The organism is Mesorhizobium japonicum MAFF 303099, assembly GCF_000009625.1.
Classification (GTDB): domain Bacteria; phylum Pseudomonadota; class Alphaproteobacteria; order Rhizobiales; family Rhizobiaceae; genus Mesorhizobium; species Mesorhizobium japonicum.
In genome coordinates, this window is the sequence record NC_002678.2 from 6,006,828 (window position 1) to 6,028,816 (window position 21,989).

The 21,989-nt window shown below is 64.2% G+C and carries 20 protein-coding genes and 1 riboswitch; of the genes, 11 read left to right on the plus strand and 9 right to left on the minus strand.

Features of this window, described 5'->3' with window-relative positions; translation table 11 throughout:
• The first annotated feature begins 4 nt into the window (after positions 1-4).
• From MAFF_RS29680 to MAFF_RS29695, 4 genes are read left to right on the plus strand one after another with little or no spacing between them, the layout of a single operon-like run.
• Entirely contained in the window at positions 5-1,045 is a 1,041-nt protein-coding gene (locus MAFF_RS29680) for a 2-hydroxyacid dehydrogenase (protein ID WP_044549643.1), read from the plus strand.
• A 45-nt stretch (positions 1,046-1,090) separates the two neighbouring features.
• Positions 1,091-2,608, plus strand: coding sequence for a glycerol-3-phosphate dehydrogenase (locus tag MAFF_RS29685; protein ID WP_010914719.1), 1,518 nt, complete (start codon positions 1,091-1,093; stop codon positions 2,606-2,608).
• Entirely contained in the window at positions 2,608-3,666 is a 1,059-nt protein-coding gene (locus MAFF_RS29690) for a class II aldolase (protein WP_032933161.1), read from the plus strand. The genes MAFF_RS29685 and MAFF_RS29690 overlap by 1 nt, the downstream gene beginning before the upstream one ends.
• A 49-nt stretch (positions 3,667-3,715) precedes the next feature.
• Positions 3,716-4,657, plus strand: a complete 942-nt coding sequence (locus tag MAFF_RS29695; RefSeq protein WP_032929275.1) for a sugar phosphate isomerase/epimerase family protein — start codon at positions 3,716-3,718, stop codon at positions 4,655-4,657.
• Between the two features lie 63 nt (positions 4,658-4,720).
• On the opposite strand, the gene fba is transcribed toward MAFF_RS29695, so the two are convergent.
• Positions 4,721-5,785: a class II fructose-bisphosphate aldolase gene (fba, locus tag MAFF_RS29700; protein ID WP_010914722.1), complete on the minus strand. Its 1,065-nt coding sequence runs from the start codon at positions 5,783-5,785 to the stop codon at positions 4,721-4,723.
• A 270-nt stretch (positions 5,786-6,055) separates the two neighbouring features.
• On the opposite strand from fba, the gene MAFF_RS29705 reads away from it, so the two are divergent.
• The 3 genes from MAFF_RS29705 to MAFF_RS29715 are packed head-to-tail and all read left to right on the plus strand — an operon-like array spanning position 6,056 to position 8,105.
• A complete protein-coding gene (locus tag MAFF_RS29705) occupies positions 6,056-6,826 on the plus strand; it encodes a DeoR/GlpR family DNA-binding transcription regulator (protein WP_044549650.1) in 771 nt (256 codons plus the stop codon).
• Positions 6,827-6,874: 48 nt separating this feature from the next.
• Entirely contained in the window at positions 6,875-7,633 is a 759-nt protein-coding gene (locus tag MAFF_RS29710; protein ID WP_044551507.1) for a triose-phosphate isomerase, read from the plus strand.
• A gap of 28 nt (positions 7,634-7,661) precedes the next feature.
• A complete protein-coding gene (locus MAFF_RS29715; protein ID WP_019856833.1) occupies positions 7,662-8,105 on the plus strand; it encodes an RpiB/LacA/LacB family sugar-phosphate isomerase in 444 nt (147 codons plus the stop codon).
• Here the strand turns inward: MAFF_RS29715 and dhaL are convergent.
• The 4 genes from dhaL to MAFF_RS29735 all read right to left on the minus strand — a co-directional run bounded on the left by dhaL (position 8,102) and on the right by MAFF_RS29735 (position 11,914).
• Entirely contained in the window at positions 8,102-8,737 is a 636-nt protein-coding gene (gene dhaL, locus MAFF_RS29720) for a dihydroxyacetone kinase subunit DhaL (protein WP_010914726.1), read from the minus strand. The two genes, MAFF_RS29715 and dhaL, sit on opposite strands and share 4 nt — an antisense overlap.
• Positions 8,738-8,752: 15 nt before the next feature.
• Positions 8,753-9,760 carry a dihydroxyacetone kinase subunit DhaK gene (locus MAFF_RS29725; RefSeq protein ID WP_044551508.1) on the minus strand — a complete coding sequence of 336 codons (1,008 nt, stop codon included), beginning with the start codon at positions 9,758-9,760 and terminating at the stop codon, positions 8,753-8,755.
• Between the two features lie 68 nt (positions 9,761-9,828).
• On the minus strand, positions 9,829-10,302 hold the full coding sequence (locus tag MAFF_RS29730; RefSeq protein ID WP_010914728.1) for a 6,7-dimethyl-8-ribityllumazine synthase: 474 nt from the start codon (positions 10,300-10,302) through the stop codon (positions 9,829-9,831).
• A 77-nt stretch (positions 10,303-10,379) separates the two neighbouring features.
• A riboswitch (FMN riboswitch) is annotated at positions 10,380-10,528 on the minus strand.
• Positions 10,529-10,744: 216 nt separating this feature from the next.
• Positions 10,745-11,914 (minus strand): MFS transporter, encoded by a 1,170-nt coding sequence (locus MAFF_RS29735; protein ID WP_010914729.1) that lies wholly within the window; start codon positions 11,912-11,914, stop codon positions 10,745-10,747.
• A 48-nt stretch (positions 11,915-11,962) separates the two neighbouring features.
• Between MAFF_RS29735 and MAFF_RS29740 the strand changes: the two genes are divergently transcribed.
• Positions 11,963-12,502 (plus strand): Lrp/AsnC family transcriptional regulator, encoded by a 540-nt coding sequence (locus MAFF_RS29740; RefSeq protein ID WP_044549659.1) that lies wholly within the window; start codon positions 11,963-11,965, stop codon positions 12,500-12,502.
• A 16-nt stretch (positions 12,503-12,518) separates the two neighbouring features.
• Here MAFF_RS29740 and mtnA read toward each other — a convergent pair whose 3' ends face one another.
• Positions 12,519-13,613, minus strand: coding sequence for an S-methyl-5-thioribose-1-phosphate isomerase (gene mtnA, locus MAFF_RS29745; RefSeq protein WP_010914731.1), 1,095 nt, complete (start codon positions 13,611-13,613; stop codon positions 12,519-12,521).
• Positions 13,610-14,881 (minus strand): S-methyl-5-thioribose kinase, encoded by a 1,272-nt coding sequence (gene mtnK / locus MAFF_RS29750; RefSeq protein ID WP_010914732.1) that lies wholly within the window; start codon positions 14,879-14,881, stop codon positions 13,610-13,612. The genes mtnA and mtnK overlap by 4 nt, the downstream gene beginning before the upstream one ends.
• Positions 14,882-15,018: 137 nt before the next feature.
• On the opposite strand from mtnK, the gene MAFF_RS29755 reads away from it, so the two are divergent.
• The 3 genes from MAFF_RS29755 to MAFF_RS29765 all read left to right on the plus strand — a co-directional run bounded on the left by MAFF_RS29755 (position 15,019) and on the right by MAFF_RS29765 (position 18,708).
• A complete protein-coding gene (locus tag MAFF_RS29755) occupies positions 15,019-16,530 on the plus strand; it encodes a sugar ABC transporter ATP-binding protein (RefSeq protein ID WP_010914733.1) in 1,512 nt (503 codons plus the stop codon).
• An 81-nt stretch (positions 16,531-16,611) separates the two neighbouring features.
• The gene (locus MAFF_RS29760) at positions 16,612-17,607 is read left to right on the plus strand and encodes an ABC transporter permease (protein ID WP_010914734.1); all 996 of its coding nucleotides are present in this window, start codon (positions 16,612-16,614) and stop codon (positions 17,605-17,607) included.
• A gap of 48 nt (positions 17,608-17,655) precedes the next feature.
• The gene (locus tag MAFF_RS29765) at positions 17,656-18,708 is read left to right on the plus strand and encodes a substrate-binding domain-containing protein (RefSeq protein ID WP_032933168.1); all 1,053 of its coding nucleotides are present in this window, start codon (positions 17,656-17,658) and stop codon (positions 18,706-18,708) included.
• A 65-nt stretch (positions 18,709-18,773) separates the two neighbouring features.
• On the opposite strand, the gene MAFF_RS29770 is transcribed toward MAFF_RS29765, so the two are convergent.
• Both MAFF_RS29770 and MAFF_RS29775 read right to left on the minus strand, forming a co-directional pair.
• Positions 18,774-20,828, minus strand: a complete 2,055-nt coding sequence (locus tag MAFF_RS29770) for a bifunctional aldolase/short-chain dehydrogenase (RefSeq protein ID WP_010914736.1) — start codon at positions 20,826-20,828, stop codon at positions 18,774-18,776.
• A gap of 87 nt (positions 20,829-20,915) precedes the next feature.
• Positions 20,916-21,881, minus strand: coding sequence for a sugar-binding transcriptional regulator (locus MAFF_RS29775; RefSeq protein WP_010914737.1), 966 nt, complete (start codon positions 21,879-21,881; stop codon positions 20,916-20,918).
• Positions 21,882-21,989 lie beyond the last annotated feature (108 nt).

Genomic DNA, 21,989 nt, shown 5'->3' on the forward strand with positions numbered 1-21,989 from the left:
GAGTATGCGTAAGAGAATAGCGATCATTGGCGACAACTTCATGCTTCCGCAGGTGTTTCGCGCCAAAATCGAGAAGGTCGCTACTGGTGACCTCGATATCAGGACATTGCAGACGGCGTGGCCCGACGAGCCGATGGAGTTCGGCAATCCGGCGCTCGGCCTCGACAAGGTCAAGGAATATTTCGGCCACCCCGACGAGGTCGTCGATTTCATCGGCGATGCCGAGATCCTCGTCACCCAGCTGGCGCCCCTGTCGGAGGCCATGATGCGGCGCTTGCCGGCGCTCAAGCTGGTTGCCGTTTCGCGCGGCGGCCCGATCAACATCGACATGGCGGCCGCCAGGGCGCACGGCATCACCGTGGTCAACGTGCCGGGCCGCAACGCGACGGCCGTGGCCGAGTTCACCCTCGGCGCCATCCTGGCCGAGACGCGGCTGATCCGGGTCGGCCACGAGGCCTTGCGCAAGGGAGAATGGCGCGGCGATCTCTACCGCGCCGACCGCACCGGCCGCGAACTCAGCGAAATGACCGTCGGCGTCATCGGCTATGGCAATATCGGCACCAAGGTCGTGCGCCTGCTGCGCGCCTTCGGCTGCCACGTCCTGGTCAGTGACCCCTATGTGCAGTTGAGCGCCGAAGACCGCAATGCCGGTGTCGAACTCGTCGCGCTGGACAATCTGCTCGCCCGCTCCGACGTGGTCACGCTGCATCCCCGGGTGACCGAGGAGACGCGCGGCCTCATCGGCAAAGACGCCATCGCGCTGATGAAACCGGGCGTGATTCTCATCAACACCGCGCGCGGGCCGCTGGTCGACTATGACGCGCTCTACGAGGCGCTGGTTTCAGGGCAGATAGCCAGCGCCATGCTGGAGACCTTCGCGGTCGAGCCGGTGCCGTCGGACTGGCCCTTGCTGCAACTGCCCAACGTGACGCTGACGCCGCATATCGCCGGCGCCTCGGTGCGCACCGTCACCTATGCCGCCGAACAGGCCGCCGAAGAGGTGCGCCGCTACCTAACCGGCCTGCCTCCGGTCAATCCGTGCTGAGGCAGTGGCCATGACTTTTCAAACCGGCATCGAGGCCATGGCGACATGAACGGCGGTCCTGAAATCGTCGACCTCTTCGTCATCGGTGGCGGCGTCAATGGCGCCGGCATTGCGCGCGACGCCGCCGGCCGCGGACTTTCCGTCATCCTGTGCGAAAAGGACGACCTCGCCGAAGGCACCAGCTCGCGCTCGGGCAAGCTCGTCCATGGCGGCCTGCGCTACCTCGAATATTACGAGTTCCGCCTGGTGCGCGAGGCGCTGATCGAGCGCGAGGTGCTGCTAGAATCGGCGCCGCACATCATCTGGCCGATGCGCTTCGTGCTACCGCACAGCCCGGACGACCGACCGGCCTGGCTGGTGCGGCTCGGCCTGTTCCTCTACGACCATCTCGGCGGCCGCAAGCGGCTGCCGGCGACTCGAACGCTGAACCTGCGCACGGCGCCCGAGGGCGCGCCGATCAAGGATGCCTTCAGGCGCGGCTTCGAATATTCCGACTGCTGGGTCGACGATGCCCGCCTCGTCGTCATCAATGCGCTCGACGCGGCCGAGCGCGGCGCCAGGGTTTTCACCCGCACCGCCTGCACCGCCGCCCGCCGTGAGAGCGGCCTTTGGGTTGTCGAGATGCGGGATGGCAGGACGGGCATCAGGACGGTGGTTCGCGCCCGCGCGCTGATCAATGCCGGCGGCCCCTGGGTCAACGACATCGTCAACCGCGTTGCCGGCCAGAACTCCACGCGCAATGTGCGCCTGGTCAAGGGCAGCCACATCGTCGTGCCGAAATTCTGGGAAGGGCGGCAGGCCTATCTCATCCAGAACAGCGACAAGCGTGTGATCTTCATCAACCCTTATCAGAACGATCTCGCCCTGATCGGCACCACCGACATCCCCTATGACGGCCGGCCCGAGGACGTGGCGGCGGATGAGAGCGAGATCGATTACCTGATCGCGGTGGTCAACCGCTATTTCAAGCGCGGCCTTGCGCGCGGCGATGTCGTCTATTCCTTCTCCGGCGTCAGGCCGCTCTATGACGACAATGCCGACAACCCAAGTGCGGTGACCCGCGACTATATTTTCGAGCTCGACGCGCCGGACGCGCAGGCGCCGCTGCTTTCCGTCTTCGGCGGCAAGATCACCACGTTCCGAAAACTGGCCGAGCATGCGCTGGACAGGATCGCGCCGTTCTTTCCCCATATGGGCAAGCCCTGGACCGCGAAGGCGCATCTGCCCGGCGGCGACATCGCCAATGCCGATTTCGAACAGTTTCTCGGCGACCTCGGAGGCGAATATCCCTGGATGCCGGCATCGCTACTGAAGCACTACGGCAGGCTCTACGGCACCAGGACGCGGGCCTTGGTTGGCCCGGCGCGTTCGCTCGATGAACTCGGGCGCTGCTTCGGCAAGGATTTCTTCGAGCGCGAGGCCAATTATCTCTTCGACCGGGAATGGGCGGCGACATCAGCCGATATTCTCGAGCGGCGCACCAAGCACGGCCTGCATCTGTCCGCCGAGGAGAGGGCGGCCTTCGAGCATTGGTGCGCGAACCGGCTGGCGAGGGCAGGCTGATGGCGCATTCGGGCGACAACCACTCCAGCGAATTCTGCATGCTGCGCTCCTTGTCCGCCAGCATTGGCGCCGACCCGTTGCTGGTCCAGGGCGCCGGCGGCAACACCTCCATCAAGCAGGCCGGCGTGCTGTGGATTAAGGCATCGGGCACCTGGCTGAAGAATGCGCGCGACGATGAGATCATGGTGCCGGTCGCGCTGGCGCCGTTGCTCGATGCCGTGTCGCATCGCAGTCCAGCGGCGGAGGCCGCGGGGCAGTTCACGCTGGCGGATCTCAACCCTCGCCAGCTGCGGCCCTCCATCGAGACGACGGTGCACGCGCTGCTGCCGCAGAAGATCGTCGTCCACGTCCATTGCGTCGAGACGATCTCGATCGCCGTGCAGGCCAATGCCGAAGCCTTGCTGGAGGGGCGCCTGCGCGGCCTCGACTGGGCCTTCGTGCCCTATCGCCGACCCGGCCTGCCGCTGGCGCAGGCAATCGCCGAGCGGCTGAAGCCCGCGACCAACGTGCTCGTGCTTGGCAATCACGGCCTGGTGGTCGCCGCCGATACGGTCGCCGAAGCAGCCTTGCTGCTGCAAAGGGTGACCGGGCTGCTCGCACGGCAGCCGCGCCCGGCTCCGCCGCCCGATCTCGATGCGCTTCTGAGGCTCGCCGCCGGCAGCGACTACCGGCTGCCGGCCTCGACCGCCGCGCATGCCGTTGCGACCGACCTCGCCAGTTGCCGCATCGCCGCCTCCGGCAGCCTCTACCCGGATCATGTGATCTTCCTTGGTGTCGGTTCGGTGATCGCCGGCCCCGGCGAGAACGCGGCAGCGGTCGTCGCCCGCACTGCAGCCGCGCCGACATCCATCCTCTTTCCCGGCAAGGGCGTGCTGATGCGCCGGGAGGCCAATGCCGGCGCCGAAGCGATGGCGCGCTGCCTGGCCGACGTCGTCGCGCGCGTCGATGGCGCTGCGCGTGTCAATTATCTCAGCCCAAAGGAGAATGCCGAACTGCTGAACTGGGACGCCGAGAAATATCGCCAGCAACTCAACCGCGAAGGGGCGACGCTGCAATGACGGCATTCCGCTCCAATGCCTTGCTTGGCGTCGGGGAGGGATAGCGACCTTGGCCTTCACGCTCTCCCTCAACACCAATCCGCTGGTCAATCGCTTCGCCGATCCGGACGACCTGATCGACACCATCGCCTATGACATCGGCATAAGGGCCGTGCAGCTCACGCATGAATTCATCAATCCCGGCTGGCCCGCTGCGACGATCGTCAAATTCGTCCGCCTGTTTCGCGGCGCGCTCGGCCGCACCGGCGTGCGTGTCACGTCCGGCATGACCGGTCCTTACGGCAGGCTCAATCATTTCGGTCACCCCGACGCCGATGTGCGCCGCTACTATGTCGACTGGTTCAAGACCTTTGCCGACATCTCGGCCGAGCTTGGCGCCAGCGGCATGGGCACGCAATTCGCCATCTTCACCCATCGCGACTTTGACGACCCCGAGCGTCGCGCGCGGTTGTTCGACATCGCGCTGGACTGCTGGAGCGAGGTCGCCGAGCACGCCAAGGCGGCCGGCCTGACCTACCTGTTCTGGGAGCCGATGTCGGTTGGCCGCGAGTTCGGCCACACCATCGAGAACTGCCGGCAACTGCAAGGCGCGATCGACGTCGCTGGTATGGCGATCCCGCTCGAGATGATGGTCGACATCGACCATGGCGATGTCACATCAAGCAATCCCGCCGACATCGATCCCTATGCCTGGGCCGAGGCCTTTCCCACGAAATCGCCGATCATCCACATCAAGCAATCGTCGATGAACAAGGGCGGCCATTGGCCGTTCACGTCAACCTACAATAAGGATGGCCGCATCACGCCTGAAAAGCTGCTGGACACGGTGCGGCGCGGCGGCGGCACCGACAACGAGATCTGCCTCGAACTGTCGTTCCGTGAGCGTGAACCGGTCGACCATCAGGTGGTCGCCATGATCCGCGAGTCCGTCGACTACTGGGCGCCGTTCATCGAGACAGGCAGGTCCGATCTTCTGCTAAAGGCCGAATGAAAAAACGGGCAGGGGCCGATGCGGCTCCTGCCCGTTGAACTCTTGATGTGAAGTCGCCGGAACTCAGCCGAATTTCGGGTCGAGGCTGCCCGACTTGTAGCGCTTGGCCATTTCCGAGACCGGCAGCGGCTTGATCTTCGGTGCGTTGCCGGCGGTGCCGAATTGCTCGAAGCGCTCCTTGCAGAGCTTGCGCATCGCAGCCATTGCCGGCGTCAGATATTTGCGCGGGTCGAACTCGCTCGGGTTCTCGGTCAGCACTTTGCGGATCGCGCCGGTCAGCGCCATGCGGTTGTCGGTGTCGATGTTGATCTTGCGCACGCCATGCTTGATGCCGCGCTGGATCTCCTCCACCGGCACGCCCCAGGTCGGCTTCATCTGGCCACCATATTTGTTGATGATCTCCTGCAGATCCTCCGGCACCGAGGACGAGCCGTGCATGACCAGATGCATGTTGGGCAGGCGCCTGTGGATCTCCTCGATGACGTTCATCGCCAGCACCGCGCCGTCCGGCTTGCGCGAGAATTTGTAGGCGCCATGGCTGGTGCCCATGGCCACGGCCAACGCATCGACATGCGTGTCCTTGACGAACTCCACCGCCTGTTCCGGATCGGTCAAGAGCTGGTCGTGGCTGATCGCGCCTTCGACGCCGTGACCGTCTTCCTGCTCGCCGCCGCCGCTCTCCAGCGATCCCAGCACACCGATCTCGCCTTCGACAGACACGCCGCCCCAATGCGCCATGTCGACGACGCGCTTGGTGATGCCCGAATTGTAGGCGTAGTCGGCCGGCGACTTGCCGTCTTCCTTGAGCGAGCCGTCCATCATCACCGAGGTGAAGCCGTACTGGATCGCGGTGACGCAGGTGGCTTCGTTGTTGCCATGGTCGAGATGCATGCAGACCGGGATGTCGGGGTGGATTTCGACCAGCGCGTCGATCAGCTTGGCCAGCACCACGTCATTGGCATAGGCACGCGCACCGCGGCTTGCCTGCAGGATGACAGGCGATTTGGTCTCTTCCGCCGCCTCCATGATGGCGAGGCCTTGTTCCATGTTGTTCATGTTGAAGGCCGGCACGCCATAGCCGTATTCGGCGGCGTGATCGAGCAATTGTCTCAGTGTGATGCGAGCCAACGAATAGTCTCCCGTATCTGGTTTCAAACCTGGTTGCGGACTGTCCGCGTATCGTCCAGCCCACCGATGCTTCTGGCCGGATTTCCGCGCAACCGCAACCGTCACAGCCCGTCGCGGCAGCAATTCTTGTTACAGCGCCGCGATCAGAGCAAGCGGAATATCCCACGAATTTATCCCATTATCACAAAATATTTGATACTTTTGCGACGGAAGCTGTTATATCTGGCGCTCGATCAAGGAGCCGCGCTTTGGCGTTGGCGGTCAGTGGCGATGAAAAGCGACGTCAGACGGCAAGGCATTATGGAGTTTCTGATGGACACCGGTCAGGCCGGCGTCGACGATCTCGCCTTGCGCTTTGGCGTCTCGAAGATGACCGTGCACCGCGACCTCGACGAGCTCGAGGAAAGCGGTTTCCTGCGCAAGGTGCGCGGCGGCGCCTCGATCCAGCCGAGCAGCCTGTTCGAAAGCGACTTCCGCTACCGGCAGAAGCAGGCGACCGAGGAAAAGCAGCGTCTGGCCGCGGCCGCCGTGGCCATGATCGAACCCGGCCAGACGGTGATCATCGATGACGGCTCGACAGCGGGCGGCATTGCGCGCCATCTCGCCGACCTGCGACCGCTGACGGTGATCTCCAACAATCTTGCCGTGATCCAGGAACTGGCCGGCGCGGGAGGCATCAACCTGATCGCGCTCGGCGGCCAGTACAGCAAGAAGTTTCACGGATTCTTCGGCCTGCTGGCCGAGGCCTCGCTCAAATCACTGCGCGCCGACGTCGCCTTCCTGTCGTCTTCGGCCATCCATGGCGCTTCCGCCTTCCACCAGGATCAGGAGGTGGTGCAGGCCAAGCGGCTGATGATGGCGGCGGCGACCCGCAAATATCTGCTGGTCGATCACGGCAAGTTTGGCCGCACGGCGCTGCACTTCCTGACCGATCTCAGCGCATTCGACGCGGTCTTCACCGGCCGTGCGCCAGAGCCGGGCGTACGCGCGGCGCTGGAGGCCGCCGGCGTTTCGCTGACGGTGATGGACAAGGGATCATGACCCCTGAAATCGGCAGATCGTGATCAACAAAGTCAAGGAGCAGTGCGCGTGGTCTACTGGGTCGGTACAAGCTGGAAGATGAACAAGACGCTCGCCGAGGCACTGGATTTCGCGGAGCGCCTGGCAGGCTTCATTCCCGGTTTCGATGACCGCATCCAGCCCTTCGTCATCCCACCTTTCACGGCGGTGCGCGAGGTCAAGCGGGCGCTGTCGTCGACGCGCATCAAGGTCGGTGCGCAGAACATGCATTGGGCCGATGCCGGCGCCTGGACCGGCGAGATTTCGCCACCGATGCTGAGGGATTGCGGGCTCGATCTGGTCGAACTCGGCCACAGCGAACGGCGCGAGCATTTTGGCGAGACCGATCGCACCGTCGGCCTGAAAACGGCTGCCGCCGTGAAGCACGGGATGATACCGCTGATCTGTGTCGGCGAGACGCTGGCCGAGCGCGAAAGTGGGCAGGCCGATGCCGTGCTGAGCGCCCAGGTCGAGGGCGCGCTGCAGTTCCTCGAAGGCGAGGCGAAGACCGCGAAAATCCTGTTCGCCTACGAGCCGGTCTGGGCGATCGGCGACAAGGGCATTCCGGCCAGCGCCGACTATGCCGACAAGCAGCAGGCATTGATCAAGACAGTGGCCGGCGCCCTGCTGCCGTCGGTGCCGCCGGTGCTTTATGGCGGCAGCGTCAATCCCGGCAATGCCGCCGAGCTGGTCGGCCAGCCCAATATAGACGGCCTCTTCATCGGCCGTTCCGCCTGGCAGGCGGACGGCTACATCGACATTCTCGGCCGCGCCTCGGCGGCGATCTGAAACCATCCGGACACGAAAAGGGAAAAACATGAAAATAGCCATTGGAGCCGACAGCGCCGGCAAGCCGCTGCTCGATGTCATCGCCGCGCACCTTGCCACCAAATCCGGCCTGACGGTCAGCGATCTCAGCCAGGCGGGCTATTATGCCGACCTGTCGCAAAAACTCGCCCAGACCATCATCGACGGCGAGAACGATCGCGGCATCCTGTTCTGCGGTACCGGCATCGGCGTCTCGATCTCGGCCAACAAGGTGCCGGGAATCCGCGCCGCGCTCACCCACGACACCTATTCGGCCGAGCGCGCGGCGAAATCCAACAACGCGCAGATCATCACCATGGGCGCCCGCGTCATCGGCCCGGAACTGGCCAAGGCGATCGTCGATACGTGGCTCGCCTCCGAGTTCGATGAACAAGGTCCCTCGGCCGGCAATGTCCAGGCGATCAACAGGCTCGACGCGGCGGCGAAACGTTAGCTCAGGCTCTTGCGTATCGCGCCGATCACGGTGACGGCCGATGCAGCGCCGGGGTCGATATGCCCGAGCGATCGCTCGCCGAGCCGCGAGGAGCGGCCCTTGGCGGCGATCATCTCCTTGGTCGCTTCAGCACCAGACTCGGCGGCGGCGAGGGCTGCCCCGAGGCTCTCAGCCAGGGTCTTGCCGGCTACATTGGCCGCGGCGGCCGCTTCGGCCGCCGGTTGCCAGGCATCGACCATCGTCTTTTCGCCAGGTTCTGCCTTGCCGCGATCCTTGATGCCTTGCGCCATGGCCTGGAACAGGGCGATGAAGTCCGTGTCCGCCAGCGCCGCCTTGCCCTTGACGGCGGCACCGGCGCGCATGAAGGCTGTCGCATAGAGTGGGCCTGAGGACGCCCCGACGGCATTGAGGAATGATTTCGCCGCCGTGTTGAGCAGCGCCGTCGGCTCGGTCGCCGCGAGGCCGAGGGAGGCCAGCGCATCGCGCACGGCATTGAAGCCGAGCGCCATGGCGATGCCGTGATCGGCGTCGCCAATGACGCCGTCGAGCTGGCAGAGCCGGTCCTTGTCGGCCTCGATCGCCACCGCGATCGTATCGAACATTCTTTTCAGGTCAGCGGTATCGATGGTCACGGGAACGCTCTTTCGTCAGCCGGCACGGAACATGGCGCAGTCGCAGGGATGGTCGAGCATGGTCTGCAATTCCTCGTCGAGATGAAACAGCGTCACCGAGGCGCCGGCCATTTCCAACGACGTGCAGTAATTGCCGACCCAGGTCGCGTGGATGGTGACGCCGATGTCGTCGAGCCGCTGCTTGACCCGCCGGTTCATGATGTAGAGCTCCATCAGCGGCGTCGAGCCGAGCGAGTTGACCAGCACCGCGACCTTGTCGCCGCGCGTCGGCGCCATCTCGGCGAGGATCTTGTCCAGCATCTCGTCGGTGATCGCGTCGGCGCTCCCGAGCTTGCCGCGGGCGATGCCGGGTTCGCCATGGATGCCCATGCCGATCTCCATCTCGCCCGCGCCGATCTCGAAATTCGGCCGCCTTGTCTGCGGCAGCGAGCAGGGCGACAGCGCCACGCCCATGGTGAAGGTGTGGTCGTTGGCCTTCCGGGCGATGCGCTCGACCTCGTCCAGCGAGAGCATCCGGTCGCAGGCGGCACCGGCCGCCTTGAAGATGAAGAAATTGCCGGCGACGCCGCGGCGCTTCTGCCGCTGGTCGCGCAGCGCCGAGGCGACGTCGTCGGTGGTCAGGACGGTGCGCACCTCGATGTCGTCCATCGCTGCCATCTCGGCCGCCATGTCGAAATTCATCACGTCGCCGGCATAGTTGCCGTACATGAACAAGACGCCGGCGCCGCCGCTGACTGCCTTGGCGCATTCGAGGATCGGATCGGGCGGCGGCGAGGCGAAGACGTTGCCGATGGCCGCCGCATCCGCCAGTCCCTTGCCGACAAAGCCGAGGAAGGTCGGCTCATGACCTGAGCCGCCGCCGATCACCAGCCCGACCTTGCCGGGCCGCGGCCCGTCACGGGCGATGATCGAGCGCGGGCTGCCGTCCGCGCTCCTGAGGTGGCGAGGATGCGCGGCGAGGATCCCTTCGAGCATTTCGTCGACGGCGCGGTTGCCGTCATTGATGATCTTCTTGGTCTGCACCGGCATCCTCCCGAGTTTTCGCAAATACTACCGGGTGTTATCGCGATTTCCACCCGGCCGGGAAGATTTCATGCCGCGATCTTTTCCCGCGCGGCGAGAATTTCCACGCAGGCCCTGGCCGCTTCCTTGCCCTTGACGGTGAAGTGCTCGAAGAAGAAGCGATGGTGCTCGGCGCTGTCGTGATAATTGTGCGGCGTGAGCACCGCCGAAAGCACCGGAACGCCGGTTGACAGCTGCACGTTCATCATGCCGTCGATGACGGCGCTGGCGACGAATTCATGCCGGTAGATGCCGCCATTGACGACGAAAGCCGTGCCGAGGACCGCGCCATAGCGGCCGGTCTCAGCCAAGGTCCTGGCATGCAGCGGGATTTCGTAGGCGCCGGGCACGTCGAAGACATCGACGGCGAAACGGTCGCCTCCGATGTCGGCCATCTCCGCCTCGAAAGCGCTGACGCATTGGTCGACGATATCCGCATGCCAGCGCGCGCGGACGACGGCGATGCGAACAGTTTCATAGTCTTTGTGGGAATGCTGATTCATGGGTCCATCCTTCCGTTTCGAACCAGAATCAGGACGCACGACACGCAATCCGGCCCGCCGGAGCGGTCCGTTTTCCGTTTCGTCCTCTTTCATCCGGACTCTAACCGTCGGCTCCGGAATCACACCGGATCTGCTGACCTTTCCAATTGTCTTGGAAAGCGCTCGCGGGCTTGGGTTTGAGGCCCTTACCGCCGGTGGGGACTTTCACCCCGCCCTGAGAACTTTAACGTCGTTTGTATGAAAGGGCAGGGCGGCGCTGTCAACCGCGTGAAAGTCCTGGCCCATCACGTTCCGTCGACTAAGGTGTGTTGAGATTCAGGTTAGGCCGAGTCGAAAACGGTGCTTTCCGAGAACCGGAGCGGAGCGTACTTTTCGTACGTGAGCACCGGAAGCGCAGGAAGCCGCCGTTTGCAGGCCGGCATCACCTGAATATCAATGCACCTTAGCGCCATGCCGCCGCCGACGCGGCAACCAGCATCAGCAGCGCCGCAACCATCGCGCAGACGGCAAAGCCGAAGCTGGAATAGAGCGGCCCGAAGCCGGTGGTGCCGATAAAGACCGCCAGATAGGTCACCGCGCTGTTCAGGCCCATGATCGTGCCGCGCCGTGAGGGATCGAGTGCCGAGAGGCGCATCACGAGGACGTTCAGCCCGAAATGATTGGCAAGCCCCCACACCGCCACCATGGCCAGCGTCAGGCCGAAACTGTTGCTCGTCGCGGCAATGGCGACATAGACGGCGGCGACAAGAAGATAGGCGAACGGCATGACGCGGCGGGCGCCCAGGCGATCGATCACGCCGTCGAGGAGGGCAGCCGTGCCGAAGCCGATGCCGTAGGCGAGCGCGGCCCAGCCATTGGCGCTCACCGACTTGCCCAGTCCGCTGTGCAGGTGGTCGCCGAGATAGCCATAGACACCGTAAAAGGCGGTCATGAAGGCCGCGCAGGCGATGAGAAGCGGCACAATGCCGGGAATGCTGAGTGCCGCCAGCGGTGTTGGCGCCGGGCCGCTCTTCCTGATGTCGCTTAGTGACGTCATGGTGAGGCTGGCCAACGCCAGCATTGCAAGCACCGCGACGGCGGCGAAGACGGCGCGCCAATGAACGAGATCGGCAAGCACGGCCGAGAGCGAAACGCCGGCCACCATGCTGAGCGTCCATCCGGTCAGCACGACGCCGATGGTGCCGCTTTCGCGGCCGGGCGGCGCGATCGCCGCCGAACTCGCATAGATCGCCGGCATGGCGACGCCGGCGGCGATACCGGCGACGAGCTGGGCCACGACCAGCATGATCAGTATCGGTGCGGCCGCGCTGGCGACGAGAGCAATGGCCAGCAACAGCAATGCCCCTTGCAGCATCCGGCGAGCGCCAAGCCGGTCTATGTAGCGGGCGAGGAACAGGGCGCTTGCCGAGGTGCCGAGGCCAAAGGCGGCCGCCGCGACCATGACGGCCGGGACGCTGGTTGCGAAGGACGACGCCACCGCCGGGGCTATCGGCCCTAGCACCAGCGAATTCGAGCCGATCACGGCGATGCAGCCGGTCAACAGATAGGCGAGGGCCGGGATCGGCGGCCTGGCGTCGGCTGCCAGGGCTGTGGCTTGATTGCTGTTCGACATATCAGCATAATGGCCGTATTAAATTCCGTGGCAATCAGGATTGTCGACATGGATGAAGAAACAGATGGCATTCTGCAGAACAGGCCGGCGCCCCGCGATATCGATACGATTGACCGAAAAATATTAGGCGTTCTCGTCGACGACGCGACGGTCAGCTACGCGGAACTCGGCGATCGGGTCGGGCTTTCGCCGCCCGCCGCGCATGAACGGGTCAAGCGCCTTCGGCGCAGCGGCGCCATTCGCGGCACGGCAGCGATCATCGACCCAAAGGCTGTGAAGAAGCCGCTGCTCGCCTTCGTGCATATCGACACCAGGGGCTGGGGCAAGACCCCGGAGCTGATGGCGGTTTCGCAATATCCGGAAGTCGAGGAGATCCATACCGTCGCCGGCGATACCTGCATGCTGCTGAAGGTCCGCACCGAAGATACGCGGGCGCTGGAAGGCCTGCTTGCTCGCCTCTACGAAACGCCCGGCGTCACCTCGACGCGCAGTTATGTGGTGCTGTCGACCTATCTCGAGCGTCCGGTGCAGCCCGGCGTCACCGACAAGTGGCCAACGCCGGGCCACATGAGCAAGCCGCTGTACTAGCTAGCCGGCTTCGGCGCTATGCCCGTTCGGGGAACATCGCCTTCAGGCCCTCGCGCGAGGCCTTGGCGACACCGCGTTCGGTGATCAGGCCGGTCACCAGTCGCGCCGGGGTCACGTCGAAGGCCGGATTCGCCGCCGGCGTTGCCTCGGGCGATATGCGCACCTGGGCGATCTCGCCGCTGACGGTCTTGCCCCAGACAAGCGAGACCTCGTCGGCCGAACGCTGCTCGATAGGGATCTCCTCGAGCCCGTCATGCACCGTCCAGTCGATGGTCGGCGAGGGCAGCGCGACATAGAACGGCACGTCATTGTCGGCGGCGGCGAGCGCCTTCAAATAAGTGCCGATCTTGTTGCAGACATCGCCGTCGGCAGTGGTGCGGTCGGTGCCGACGATGACCATGTCGATCGCGCCACGCTGCATCAGATGGCCGCCGGCATTGTCGACGATCAGCGTGTGCGGCACGCCGTGGCCGGCCATCTCCCAGGCGGTGAGCTGGGCGCCCTGGTTGCGCGGCCGCGTTTCGTCGACATAGACATGGACCGGGATGCCCGCTTCCGTTGCCAGATAGATCGGCGCGGTGGCGGTGCCGTAATCGACGGTCGCCAGCCAGCCGGCATTGCAATGGGTGAGGATATTGACCGTCTCACCCGGCTGCTTGCGCGCCGCGATCGCCTTGATGATGGCAAGACCGTTCTCGCCGATGGCGCGGTTCAGCCCAACATCCTCGTCGGCGATCTCACCGGCGCGCCGGTAGGCGGCCGCGGCGCGTTGTTCTGAAGGCAGCGGCTTGAGGAAGCGCCGCATCTCATCCAGCGCCCAGCGCAGATTGATCGCCGTCGGGCGCGTCTCGTGCAGTGTCTCCCACACGCCATCGAGCGCTGCGTCGGACGGATCATCCGCCATCTGCATGGCGACGCCGTAGGCCGCGGTGACGCCGATCAGCGGCGCGCCGCGCACCCACATGTCGCGGATGGCGGTCGCAATTCCGGCAACCGTGCCGATCGTCTCGATGCGGAAATCATGCGGCAGCCAGCGCTGGTCGATGATCTCGACCGAACGCCCGTCGTCGCTCAGCCAGATGGTGCGGTAGTGGCGGTCGCCGACGTTCAAATGCTGCTCTCCTGTTCGATCAGCGCGGCCAGGGTATTGACCTCGTCGATGCTGTGTATCTGGCGCCGGTTGACGGCGATGTGGCGGCCGAACTTCAACGCCTTTGCCTCACAACTGGCGCGAAGCGCTTCATCGGCAATGGTCTCGAAATCGGCATTGTGGGCGAGGCCAAGGATGCGCCTGTGCACCTCGATGCCGGCAAAGCCGAGCAGATCGGTCCAGATTTGGTGCAGCACATGGTCGAGCGCCTGTTCCGCGCCCAGCCTGTCGCCCTGATCCTCAAACAGACTTTTTTGGTAGAGCATGCCGGCGCGCTCGGTGCGCCACAGATGCGAGAATTCGGCGCGGAACACCGACCACGTCTCTTTGGTGACCCCGAGCAAATAAGCGCGCATGGCATCGCGCTTGCCCTTCTGCTCATGTCCGCGCTGCGAGAAGAAGGACATCCAGAAATTGGCGAGCAGCATGCCGATATCGAAGGCCATCGGTCCGTAGAAGGCGAACTCCGGGTCGATCATCCGGGTCTCCGTGTCGGTGACCATGATCGAGCCGGAATGCAGATCGCCATGCAGCAGCGTCTCTGCATTGGCGGCGAAAATGTGCTTCAGCCGTTGCGCCTCGACCTTGAGGTCGCGGTCGGCACGCAGTTCGGCAACGACGCTGTCGAGCTGCGGCGTATGCCGGTTCATCTTGGCGTCGAAATAGGGATCGGAGAACACCAGGTTCTCTGTGATGTCGCAGAGCTCCACATTGTCGGCGAACAGCGCCAGATCGGCCTTGCGATCCTTGGTCACCATCGACAGGTCGGAACCGCGAAACAGCGTGCGGGCCATGAACAGGCCGATATCCCTGGCGATGTTGGGCAACTGGCGCCCGTCGATCAAAGCGCGCCTGAGAATGACGTGTGGCGGCGCCAGATACTCCATGATGATCAGCGCCTGGCCTTCATCGAAATGATAGATCGCCGGGACTGAGCCCGGCGCGCGCGCCTCTTGCCTTGTCAGCGCGTGATACTCGAAGAAGGAGCGCTTCAACGGCAACGGCCAGCTGTCGCCGACCAGGCGGACATAGGGCAGGGCCTGCTTGACCACCGCGGCACCGCCGGCGCCCTCGACGATGAAGACGAGGTTCAGATTGCCGTCGCCGACCTCTCGGACCTTCCAGTGTGTCGTGTGCCTGCCGATCTTGGCGCACAGCGCCTCATTCGTGCCGAGGCGCGTTGCAAGCGTCTCCACCGACAGTGCTTCGAACGGCAATTTCCCGGTCATTCGTGTCCCTCCCGCCTGTGCGCTCCGATCATAAGGGAGCCTTGACGGCGGGGCCAAGCTAGGAAGCGATCTGGCAATTGTCAATCGTGTTGACAATTGCCGATGTAGCCCATAGCGTCACGGTCAGGGAGGAACGCATGGTCGGCAATGCCGTGTTCCGTGTAGAGGGACTGAGGAAATCCTTTGGCCGTAACGAGGTGCTTGGCGGCATCTCGCTCGAGCTGCATTCCGGCGAAGTCACCGTGCTGATGGGCGCCAATGGCGCCGGCAAATCCACCCTCGTCAAGATCGTCAGCGGCCTCTACGAACGCGGCGGCGGTAGCATGATCCTCGCCGACCAGGCTTTTGCCCCGAACACGCCGGCGGAGGCGATCCGCGCCGGCGTCGTCACCGTGCACCAGAATATCAATGACGGTGTCGTCGCCGACCTCGATGTCGCCACCAATTTGACGCTCGACAGGCTGAGCGGCAAGGGCGTGCCGACCCTGTTCAATCCGGCCCGAGTGCGCCGCGAGGCCAAGGCGGTCGCCGACCGCATGGGTCTGGCCATCGATCTCAAGGCCCGTGTCAACGACCTTTCGCTAGCCGATCGCCAGATGGTGGCGATCGCGCGCGCCTTGGCGCATCAGCCGAAAGTGCTGATCCTCGACGAGCCGACCTCTTCGCTCTCCAGCGCCGAGGCCGACCGGCTGTTCGCTCTGGTCGAGCGGCTGCGTGAGCAGGGCGTGGCGATCCTCTACATCTCGCACCGCATGTCCGACATCAGGCGGCTTGCCGATCGCATCGTCTCGATGCGTGACGGCGTCATTTCGGGCGTCTTCGACACCAAGCCGCTCGACTACGAAGGCGCGGTCAATGCCATGCTCGGCCGCAAGATCCATCTAGACCAGATCGTGGCCAGGAGTTCGGCCAAACCGGTCCTGACGATCGAAGGCTTGCGCATCGGGCAGGGCGCCAGGCCGATTTCGCTGACGCTTGGCGATGGCGAGGTCGTTGCCATCACCGGCCTCGTCGGCGTCGGCAAGACCGCGCTTGCCGAGACGCTGTTCGGCGTGCGCAAGCCGCTTGCCGGCACCATGACGATGAGCGGCAAGCCCTATGCGCCGCGATCGGCGGGCGATGCGATCGCCGCCGGCGTGTTCCTCGTCGCCAAGGACCGCGCCAGCAGCGGCATTGTCGGCGGCTTCAACATCGAGCGCAATGTCAGCCTGCCGTTCCTCAAGCGTATGTCGAATCTTGGTGTGCTCAAGCGCCGCCTCGAGCGCGCCACCGCGCGCCGGCAGATCGAGGAACTCAGCATCGTCTGCCGTTCCGAGAAGGACGAGATGTCGGCATTGTCCGGCGGCAACCAGCAGAAGGTGATGGTCGCCCGCTGGATGGCGCAGAATGCCGCGCTGTTCATTCTCGACGAGCCGTTTCAGGGCGTCGACATCTCGGCCAGGCGCGACATCGCCGCCAAGCTGAGAGCAAGCGCCAATGGCCGCGCGACGCTGTTGTTCGTCACCGAACTCGACGAGGCGCTGGAGACGGCCGACCGCATCCTGGTGATGTCGGAACACACAATCGTCGGTGAACACCGCAATGCCGAAGTCGATCTCGATCGCCTGCTGGCCGAGGTCGCCGGCGGGCCGCTGCACAGCGCCGCCTGAGCGTGGCGGCCGGTAGAATTGGAATGGAGAGACCATGGGTCCGAGTTGGATAGGAATGGCTGCGTCGCGCGGGTGCGCTGAATGACGCTGCGCGACCACACCATACGCTATGGGTTCATCGTCCTGCTGTTCGGGCTCGTCGCCTATTTCGCGATCGCCGCCGATGGGTTCGTCTCGCCGCAAAGTGCCGTCTTCATCTTCCAGTCGGTCGCCATCACCGGCGTGCTGGCGCTCGGCGTCACCGCCACGCTGGTCGTCGGCGGCTTCGACCTGTCGATCGGCTCGGTCGCCACGTCGGCCATGATGGCGGCTGCCTATGTGATGGTGGTGCTGGAGCAGAACGCCGTCGTGGCGGTCGTTGTCTGCCTGCTCATCGGCGCCATTGTCGGCCTGATCAATGGCTGGCTGATCGTCTATATGCGCGTGCCCGATCTCTTGGCGACGCTCGGCATGATGTTCCTGCTGGTCGGCCTGCAGCGCATCCCGACCGAAGGCCGCTCGATCGCCACCGGCATGACCATGCCCGACGGTTCGGTCGCCAATGGCAAGTTCGGCGGCGCCTTCCTGGCGCTCGGCCGCCACCGTTTCGACTTCTTCATCCCGAACCTCATTCCGGTGTCGGTCGTCGTGCTGCTGGTGCTGGCCGTGCTGATCTGGTTCTTCCTCGAATACACCCGCTTCGGCCGTATGATGTATGCGGTCGGCTCCAATGAGCGCGCCGCCGAACTCGCCGGTGCGCCTGTCAAGGCATACAAGATCTGGGCCTACGTTATTTCAGGAGTTTTTGCCTCGATCGGCGGCATTTTGCTCGCCGCCCGGCTTGGACGCGGCGACATCGCCTCGGGTAATAATCTGCTGCTCGATGCAGTTGCCGCGGCGCTGATCGGCTACGCGGTGTTGGGTGCCGCCAAGCCGAACGCCTTCGGCACCGCAGTCGGCGCGCTGTTCGTCGGCATCTTGCTGCAAGGCCTGACGATGATGAACGCGCCTTACTACACGCAGGATTTCGTCAAGGGCGTGGTTCTGGTCGTCGCCCTTGTCTTCACCTTTGCCCTTTCGGGCAGGGGCAGGGGGTAGTCTCGACCGGACAGGATTTTGGGTTCAACAAGAGTGGAGGAAAACAAGGTGAACATCACGAGAAGACTTCTGGGGAAGGTGGCGCTCGGGCTGGCCGGCGCAACCATGCTGATGCAGGTCCCGGCTTTCGCCGCGGACAAGCCGGCCCCGTTCGATAAGCCCGGCGTCAAGATCGCGCTGGTGCGCTATCTCTCGACCGGCGACTTCTTCCAGGCCTACCTCTCGGGCGTCGAGGCGCAGTCCAAGGCGCTTGGCATCGACCTGCGCGTGCTCGACAGCCGCCAGGATGCCGCCCTTCAGTCCGATATGGTCGACCAGGCCATCGCGCTCGGCGTGCAGGGCATCATCATCCAGCACGGCCTGACGGAATCGATGAAGGATGCGGCCCAGCGCGCGGTCGACGCCGGCATCAAGGTTGTGGCCTTCGACGTCAATGTCGAAAACCCCAAGATCCCGCAGATCGAGCAGTCGGACAAGGACCTTGCCCGCCTCGCGCTCGAGCAGGCGGTGAAGGACAATGGTGACAGCTGGAATGCCGGCTATGTCTACGTCGCCGGAATCGCGCCGCTCGACCGCCGCAACGAGACCTGGGTCGACGTGAAGAAGAAATATGCGGGCATCAAGGAAGTCGCGATGTTCGGCACGCTCGACAACCCGATCGCCAACTCCGTCGCCAACCAGGCGCGTTCGGTGCTGTCGGCCCATCCCGACATCAAGGTGATGTTCGCCCCCTATGACGAATTCGCCAAGGGCGTGAAGATCGCCGTCGACGAGGCCGGCCTGAACAAGGGCATCAAGATCTATTCGGCCGACATCTCGACATCGGACATATCGGCGATGCGCGAGCCCGACAGCGCCTGGGCCGCGACCGCGGCGACCAACCCGGCCGTCGTCGGCCAGGTCTCGGTGCGCGCTCTGGCGCAACTGCTCGCCGGTGAAGACCCCGGCCACAACGTCATCGTGCCGCCGACGCTGATCACCCAGAAGGAGCTGATCGACAAGGACATCAAGAACATGGAAGACCTGTCGGCCAAGCTGCCGCAGTTCGCCCATGCAAATGTCGCCATGCCGGCCTGGATGCCGAACCCGAACGCGAAGTAAGGTTCATCATCGCGCAAACGAAAAGGGCGGCCTTGAGCCGCCCTTTTTGTTGTCTTCTGGAAAGCCTACCGCAGCGCCGCCGCGATGTTGCCGCCGTCGACCGTCGTCACGTCGGCGGTGGTACGTTCGGCCAGCGCGTGATGCAGGAAGGCCTGCGCCACATCCTGTGCCGTCACTTCCTGGCCGAGCAGGTTGCCGGACATGTATTCCTTCTCGGACACGCCGCGCGCGCCGGAGCGACTGGCGATCATGGCGTCGGTCAAAAGGCCGGAGCGGATACGGTCGGCGTTGACGGCGTTCGAGCGGATGCCATGGGCGCCGTAGTCGAGCGCATATTGCCTGGACAGGAACAAAGTCGCCGCCTTCGGCACGCCATAGGCGCCGAATTTCGGGCCCGGATTGACCGCCTGCTTGGAAGTGTTGAACAACAGCACGCCGCCAGTGCCCTGTTCCAGCATGATGCGCACGGCGTTCTGCGCCACCGACTGATGGGCGAAGAAATTGAGCTCGAAGCTCTTGCGCAGCAGCGCATCGTCGAGCTCGCCGATCCGGCCTTCCCAAGCCGCACCCGCATTGGAGACCAGGATATCGACGCCGCCGAAGACGGCGACCGCTTTGTCGAAGGCGGCACGCACCTGGGCTGGGTCGGTGATGTCGGCGGCGACACCGATCGAATTGTTGCCGGCTTTCTTGGCGGTATCGGCGGCTTTGTCGCCATCGAGATCGACGACGACGGCATGGGCGCCATTGTCGGCGAACAGCTTTGCCGTTGCAGCCCCGATTGCGCCGGCGCCGCCGGTGATCAGCACCACCTGGCCGGTCAGCGGCTTCGGCTTGTTCGAGGCAAGCTTGGCCTGTTCGAGCGACCAGTATTCGAGCGGGAACAAATCGGCCTTGGACAGCGGATGGAAACGGCCGACGGCTTCGGCGCCACGCACCGCCTCGATCCACATCTCGCCGACATCGGAGGCGATCCTGGCATCCTTCAGCGTGCGGCCATGGCCGAACATGCCGAGTCCCGGCACCAGCGTCAGCCGCGGCATCGGGTCGAGCATGGTGCGCTTGACGTCGTCGAGCGCGTCATTGGTCTCGAAATAGGCGCGATAGTCCTTGGCGAAAGCGTCGACATGGCTCTTGATGACGGCCTTGTAGTCGCCAACCTTGTCGGCGTCGGGCGCCGGCACCGCCATCGGTCCGGTCTTGATGCGGATCGACAGATCCGGCGTCGACACGCCGCGCCCGGCATAGTCGGCGATCGCGGCCGAGTTGATGAAATCGACGATTGCATCCGAGGTGCGGAAATCAGAGATCATGCGGTCGAAGCGGCCTTCGCCACGCGCCACCGCAACGGCGCCGCGCAGCATCGGCGCGATGGACGCCGGCGTCGCGAGCCTTGCCGGCAACGCCGCCTTGGCAGCCTTCGGCTTGGCATTCTCAGCGACGTACTCCTCGGCGACGTTCACATAGTGGATCATCCGGTCGTAGGCCTGTTTGGCATCGTCACCGAAGGTGAAGATGCCGTGCTTGTCGAGGATCAGTCCTTCGACAGTCGGGTCGGCATCGAAGACGTCGGCCGCCGCCTTGGCGAGGTCGAAGCCCGGCATGATGTAGGGCACATAACCCATCTTGCTGCCGAACACTGTCTTCACCAGCGGCTTCGAATCTTCCTGGTCGACGATGGCCAGGATAGCGGTCGAATGGGTGTGGTCGACGAATTTATGCGGCAGGAAGGCATGCAGCAGCGTCTCGACCGAGGGGTTGGGCGAGGACGGGTCGATGAGGTTCGCCCGCTGCAGCGCCACCATGTCCTCGTCCGCGAGCTTGTCCAGCGCGCGCGCCTTGAGCAGGGCGCCCATCTTGACCGCCGGCAGGCCCTGCGGCTCGATGACGGCCATGTCCCAGCCGCTGCCCTTGACGCACAGCACATCCCATTCATCGCCGACGAGATCGGTCGCCTTGATCTTGCAGGACGTGTTGCCGCCGCCATGCAGGACCAGCTGTGGCACGCCGCCCAGCAGCCGCGTCGTGTAGACGCGCAGCGCGAGGTCGCGGCCGACACCCTTCTTCGCATAGTCGGCGACGAGTTTCTCGGCCGTTTCGTCGTTCCACAAATTCTTCATGTTCGCTTCGTCCAGTTGCTGTCTTGGGTGGTGAAACAGGAATGCCGCGACGCCTTGATGACAATGCGCCGGCGAAGGGTTGCTTTTTCAGGATGCTTTCTGTGGCATCGCTCCGGCATGATCGAGCAGCCGTTGCGCCATATGCGCGCCGACCACAAGATGCGTGCAAAGCCCGCCCGCGAGCGCCGCGAGCAATGGCTCGAACTTGCTGTCCTCCTGCACCACCATCAAGCGTTTTTCGATGGCACGCAGCGAACCGAGTTCAGCCGAAATGACCCGGCGGTTGTAGCTGCAGTCGAGCGCCTCGCCCCTGGCGTCGATGATCTGTCCGGCAATCACCCCGGCTGCGCCGATGCCGCGCAGCGCGGCCATTTCGTCCGGGTTGAGCGCGCCGCATTTGACGACATGGCTGTCTGCATCGACGGTGCCGACGGAGAAAAGCGCGAGATTGCAATCGCTGATGCCGGCCAGCTGTTCGCGGATCACCGGCTCGGCGCGCAACGCACGCGCGAGATCTTCCGTCGACAGCACCAGCGGCGCATAGAAATTAAGCCCCTTGGCGTTCAGCCGGCGCGCAATTTCCATGGTGCACTGGTCGGGCCGATAGGAGTAGGGCGCGCCGAGATTGCCGCAGAGCTGCACCACCGTGACATCCTGCAGGTCGGCATAGGACATGATGTCGGCGATCGTATAGACGGTGCGGCCCCAGGCGACGCCGATGCGGTCGCCCTTCTTGACCAGTTCGAGAAAGACGCTCGCCGCCAGCACGGCGATATCAGTCGAAGGGTCCGGGATATAGCCGTTCTCCGGCGCGATCCAGACCGCGTCGAGCTTCAAGGCGTCCTCGAGCCTGCGCGCCATCACGTCGTCGGTGAACAGCTGCGTCGAGGTCGAGATGTTGACGATGCCGGTCTCGCGCGCCTTGCGCAGATACATGGCCACCGAAGCACGCGAAATGTTAAGCTGGCTTGCAACCTGGTCCTGCCGCAGGCCATGCGCATAGTAGAGCCAGGCGGCTTTGTGAATGAGTTGTTCTGCCGGTCGGATCGCCATGCCGTCTCCTCGGCTGACATTAGTCACGGCTCTCGACAAAAGTCAAATTGGCATGCGTGAGTGCGATCGCCTCTAAATAAAACGTATCCGGGATGGTCGTTCTACAAA

Bases quoted from the DNA above. Each gene is read 5' to 3' on its own strand.
- MAFF_RS29715 (WP_019856833.1), top strand. From the start codon at position 7,662: ATGAAAATAGCCATTGGAGCCGACAGCGCCGGCAAGCCGCTGCTCGAT.
- MAFF_RS29730 (WP_010914728.1), bottom strand. From the start codon at position 10,302: ATGAATCAGCATTCCCACAAAGACTATGAAACTGTTCGCATCGCCGTC.
- MAFF_RS29755 (WP_010914733.1), top strand. From the start codon at position 15,019: ATGGTCGGCAATGCCGTGTTCCGTGTAGAGGGACTGAGGAAATCCTTT.
- MAFF_RS29740 (WP_044549659.1), top strand. From the start codon at position 11,963: ATGGATGAAGAAACAGATGGCATTCTGCAGAACAGGCCGGCGCCCCGC.
- MAFF_RS29685 (WP_010914719.1), top strand. From the start codon at position 1,091: ATGAACGGCGGTCCTGAAATCGTCGACCTCTTCGTCATCGGTGGCGGC.
- mtnK (WP_010914732.1), bottom strand. From the start codon at position 14,881: ATGACCGGGAAATTGCCGTTCGAAGCACTGTCGGTGGAGACGCTTGCA.
- MAFF_RS29775 (WP_010914737.1), bottom strand. From the start codon at position 21,881: ATGGCGATCCGACCGGCAGAACAACTCATTCACAAAGCCGCCTGGCTC.
- MAFF_RS29760 (WP_010914734.1), top strand. From the start codon at position 16,612: ATGACGCTGCGCGACCACACCATACGCTATGGGTTCATCGTCCTGCTG.
- MAFF_RS29705 (WP_044549650.1), top strand. From the start codon at position 6,056: ATGAAAAGCGACGTCAGACGGCAAGGCATTATGGAGTTTCTGATGGAC.
- MAFF_RS29770 (WP_010914736.1), bottom strand. From the start codon at position 20,828: ATGAAGAATTTGTGGAACGACGAAACGGCCGAGAAACTCGTCGCCGAC.
- MAFF_RS29735 (WP_010914729.1), bottom strand. From the start codon at position 11,914: ATGTCGAACAGCAATCAAGCCACAGCCCTGGCAGCCGACGCCAGGCCG.
- MAFF_RS29690 (WP_032933161.1), top strand. From the start codon at position 2,608: ATGGCGCATTCGGGCGACAACCACTCCAGCGAATTCTGCATGCTGCGC.
- MAFF_RS29680 (WP_044549643.1), top strand. From the start codon at position 5: ATGCGTAAGAGAATAGCGATCATTGGCGACAACTTCATGCTTCCGCAG.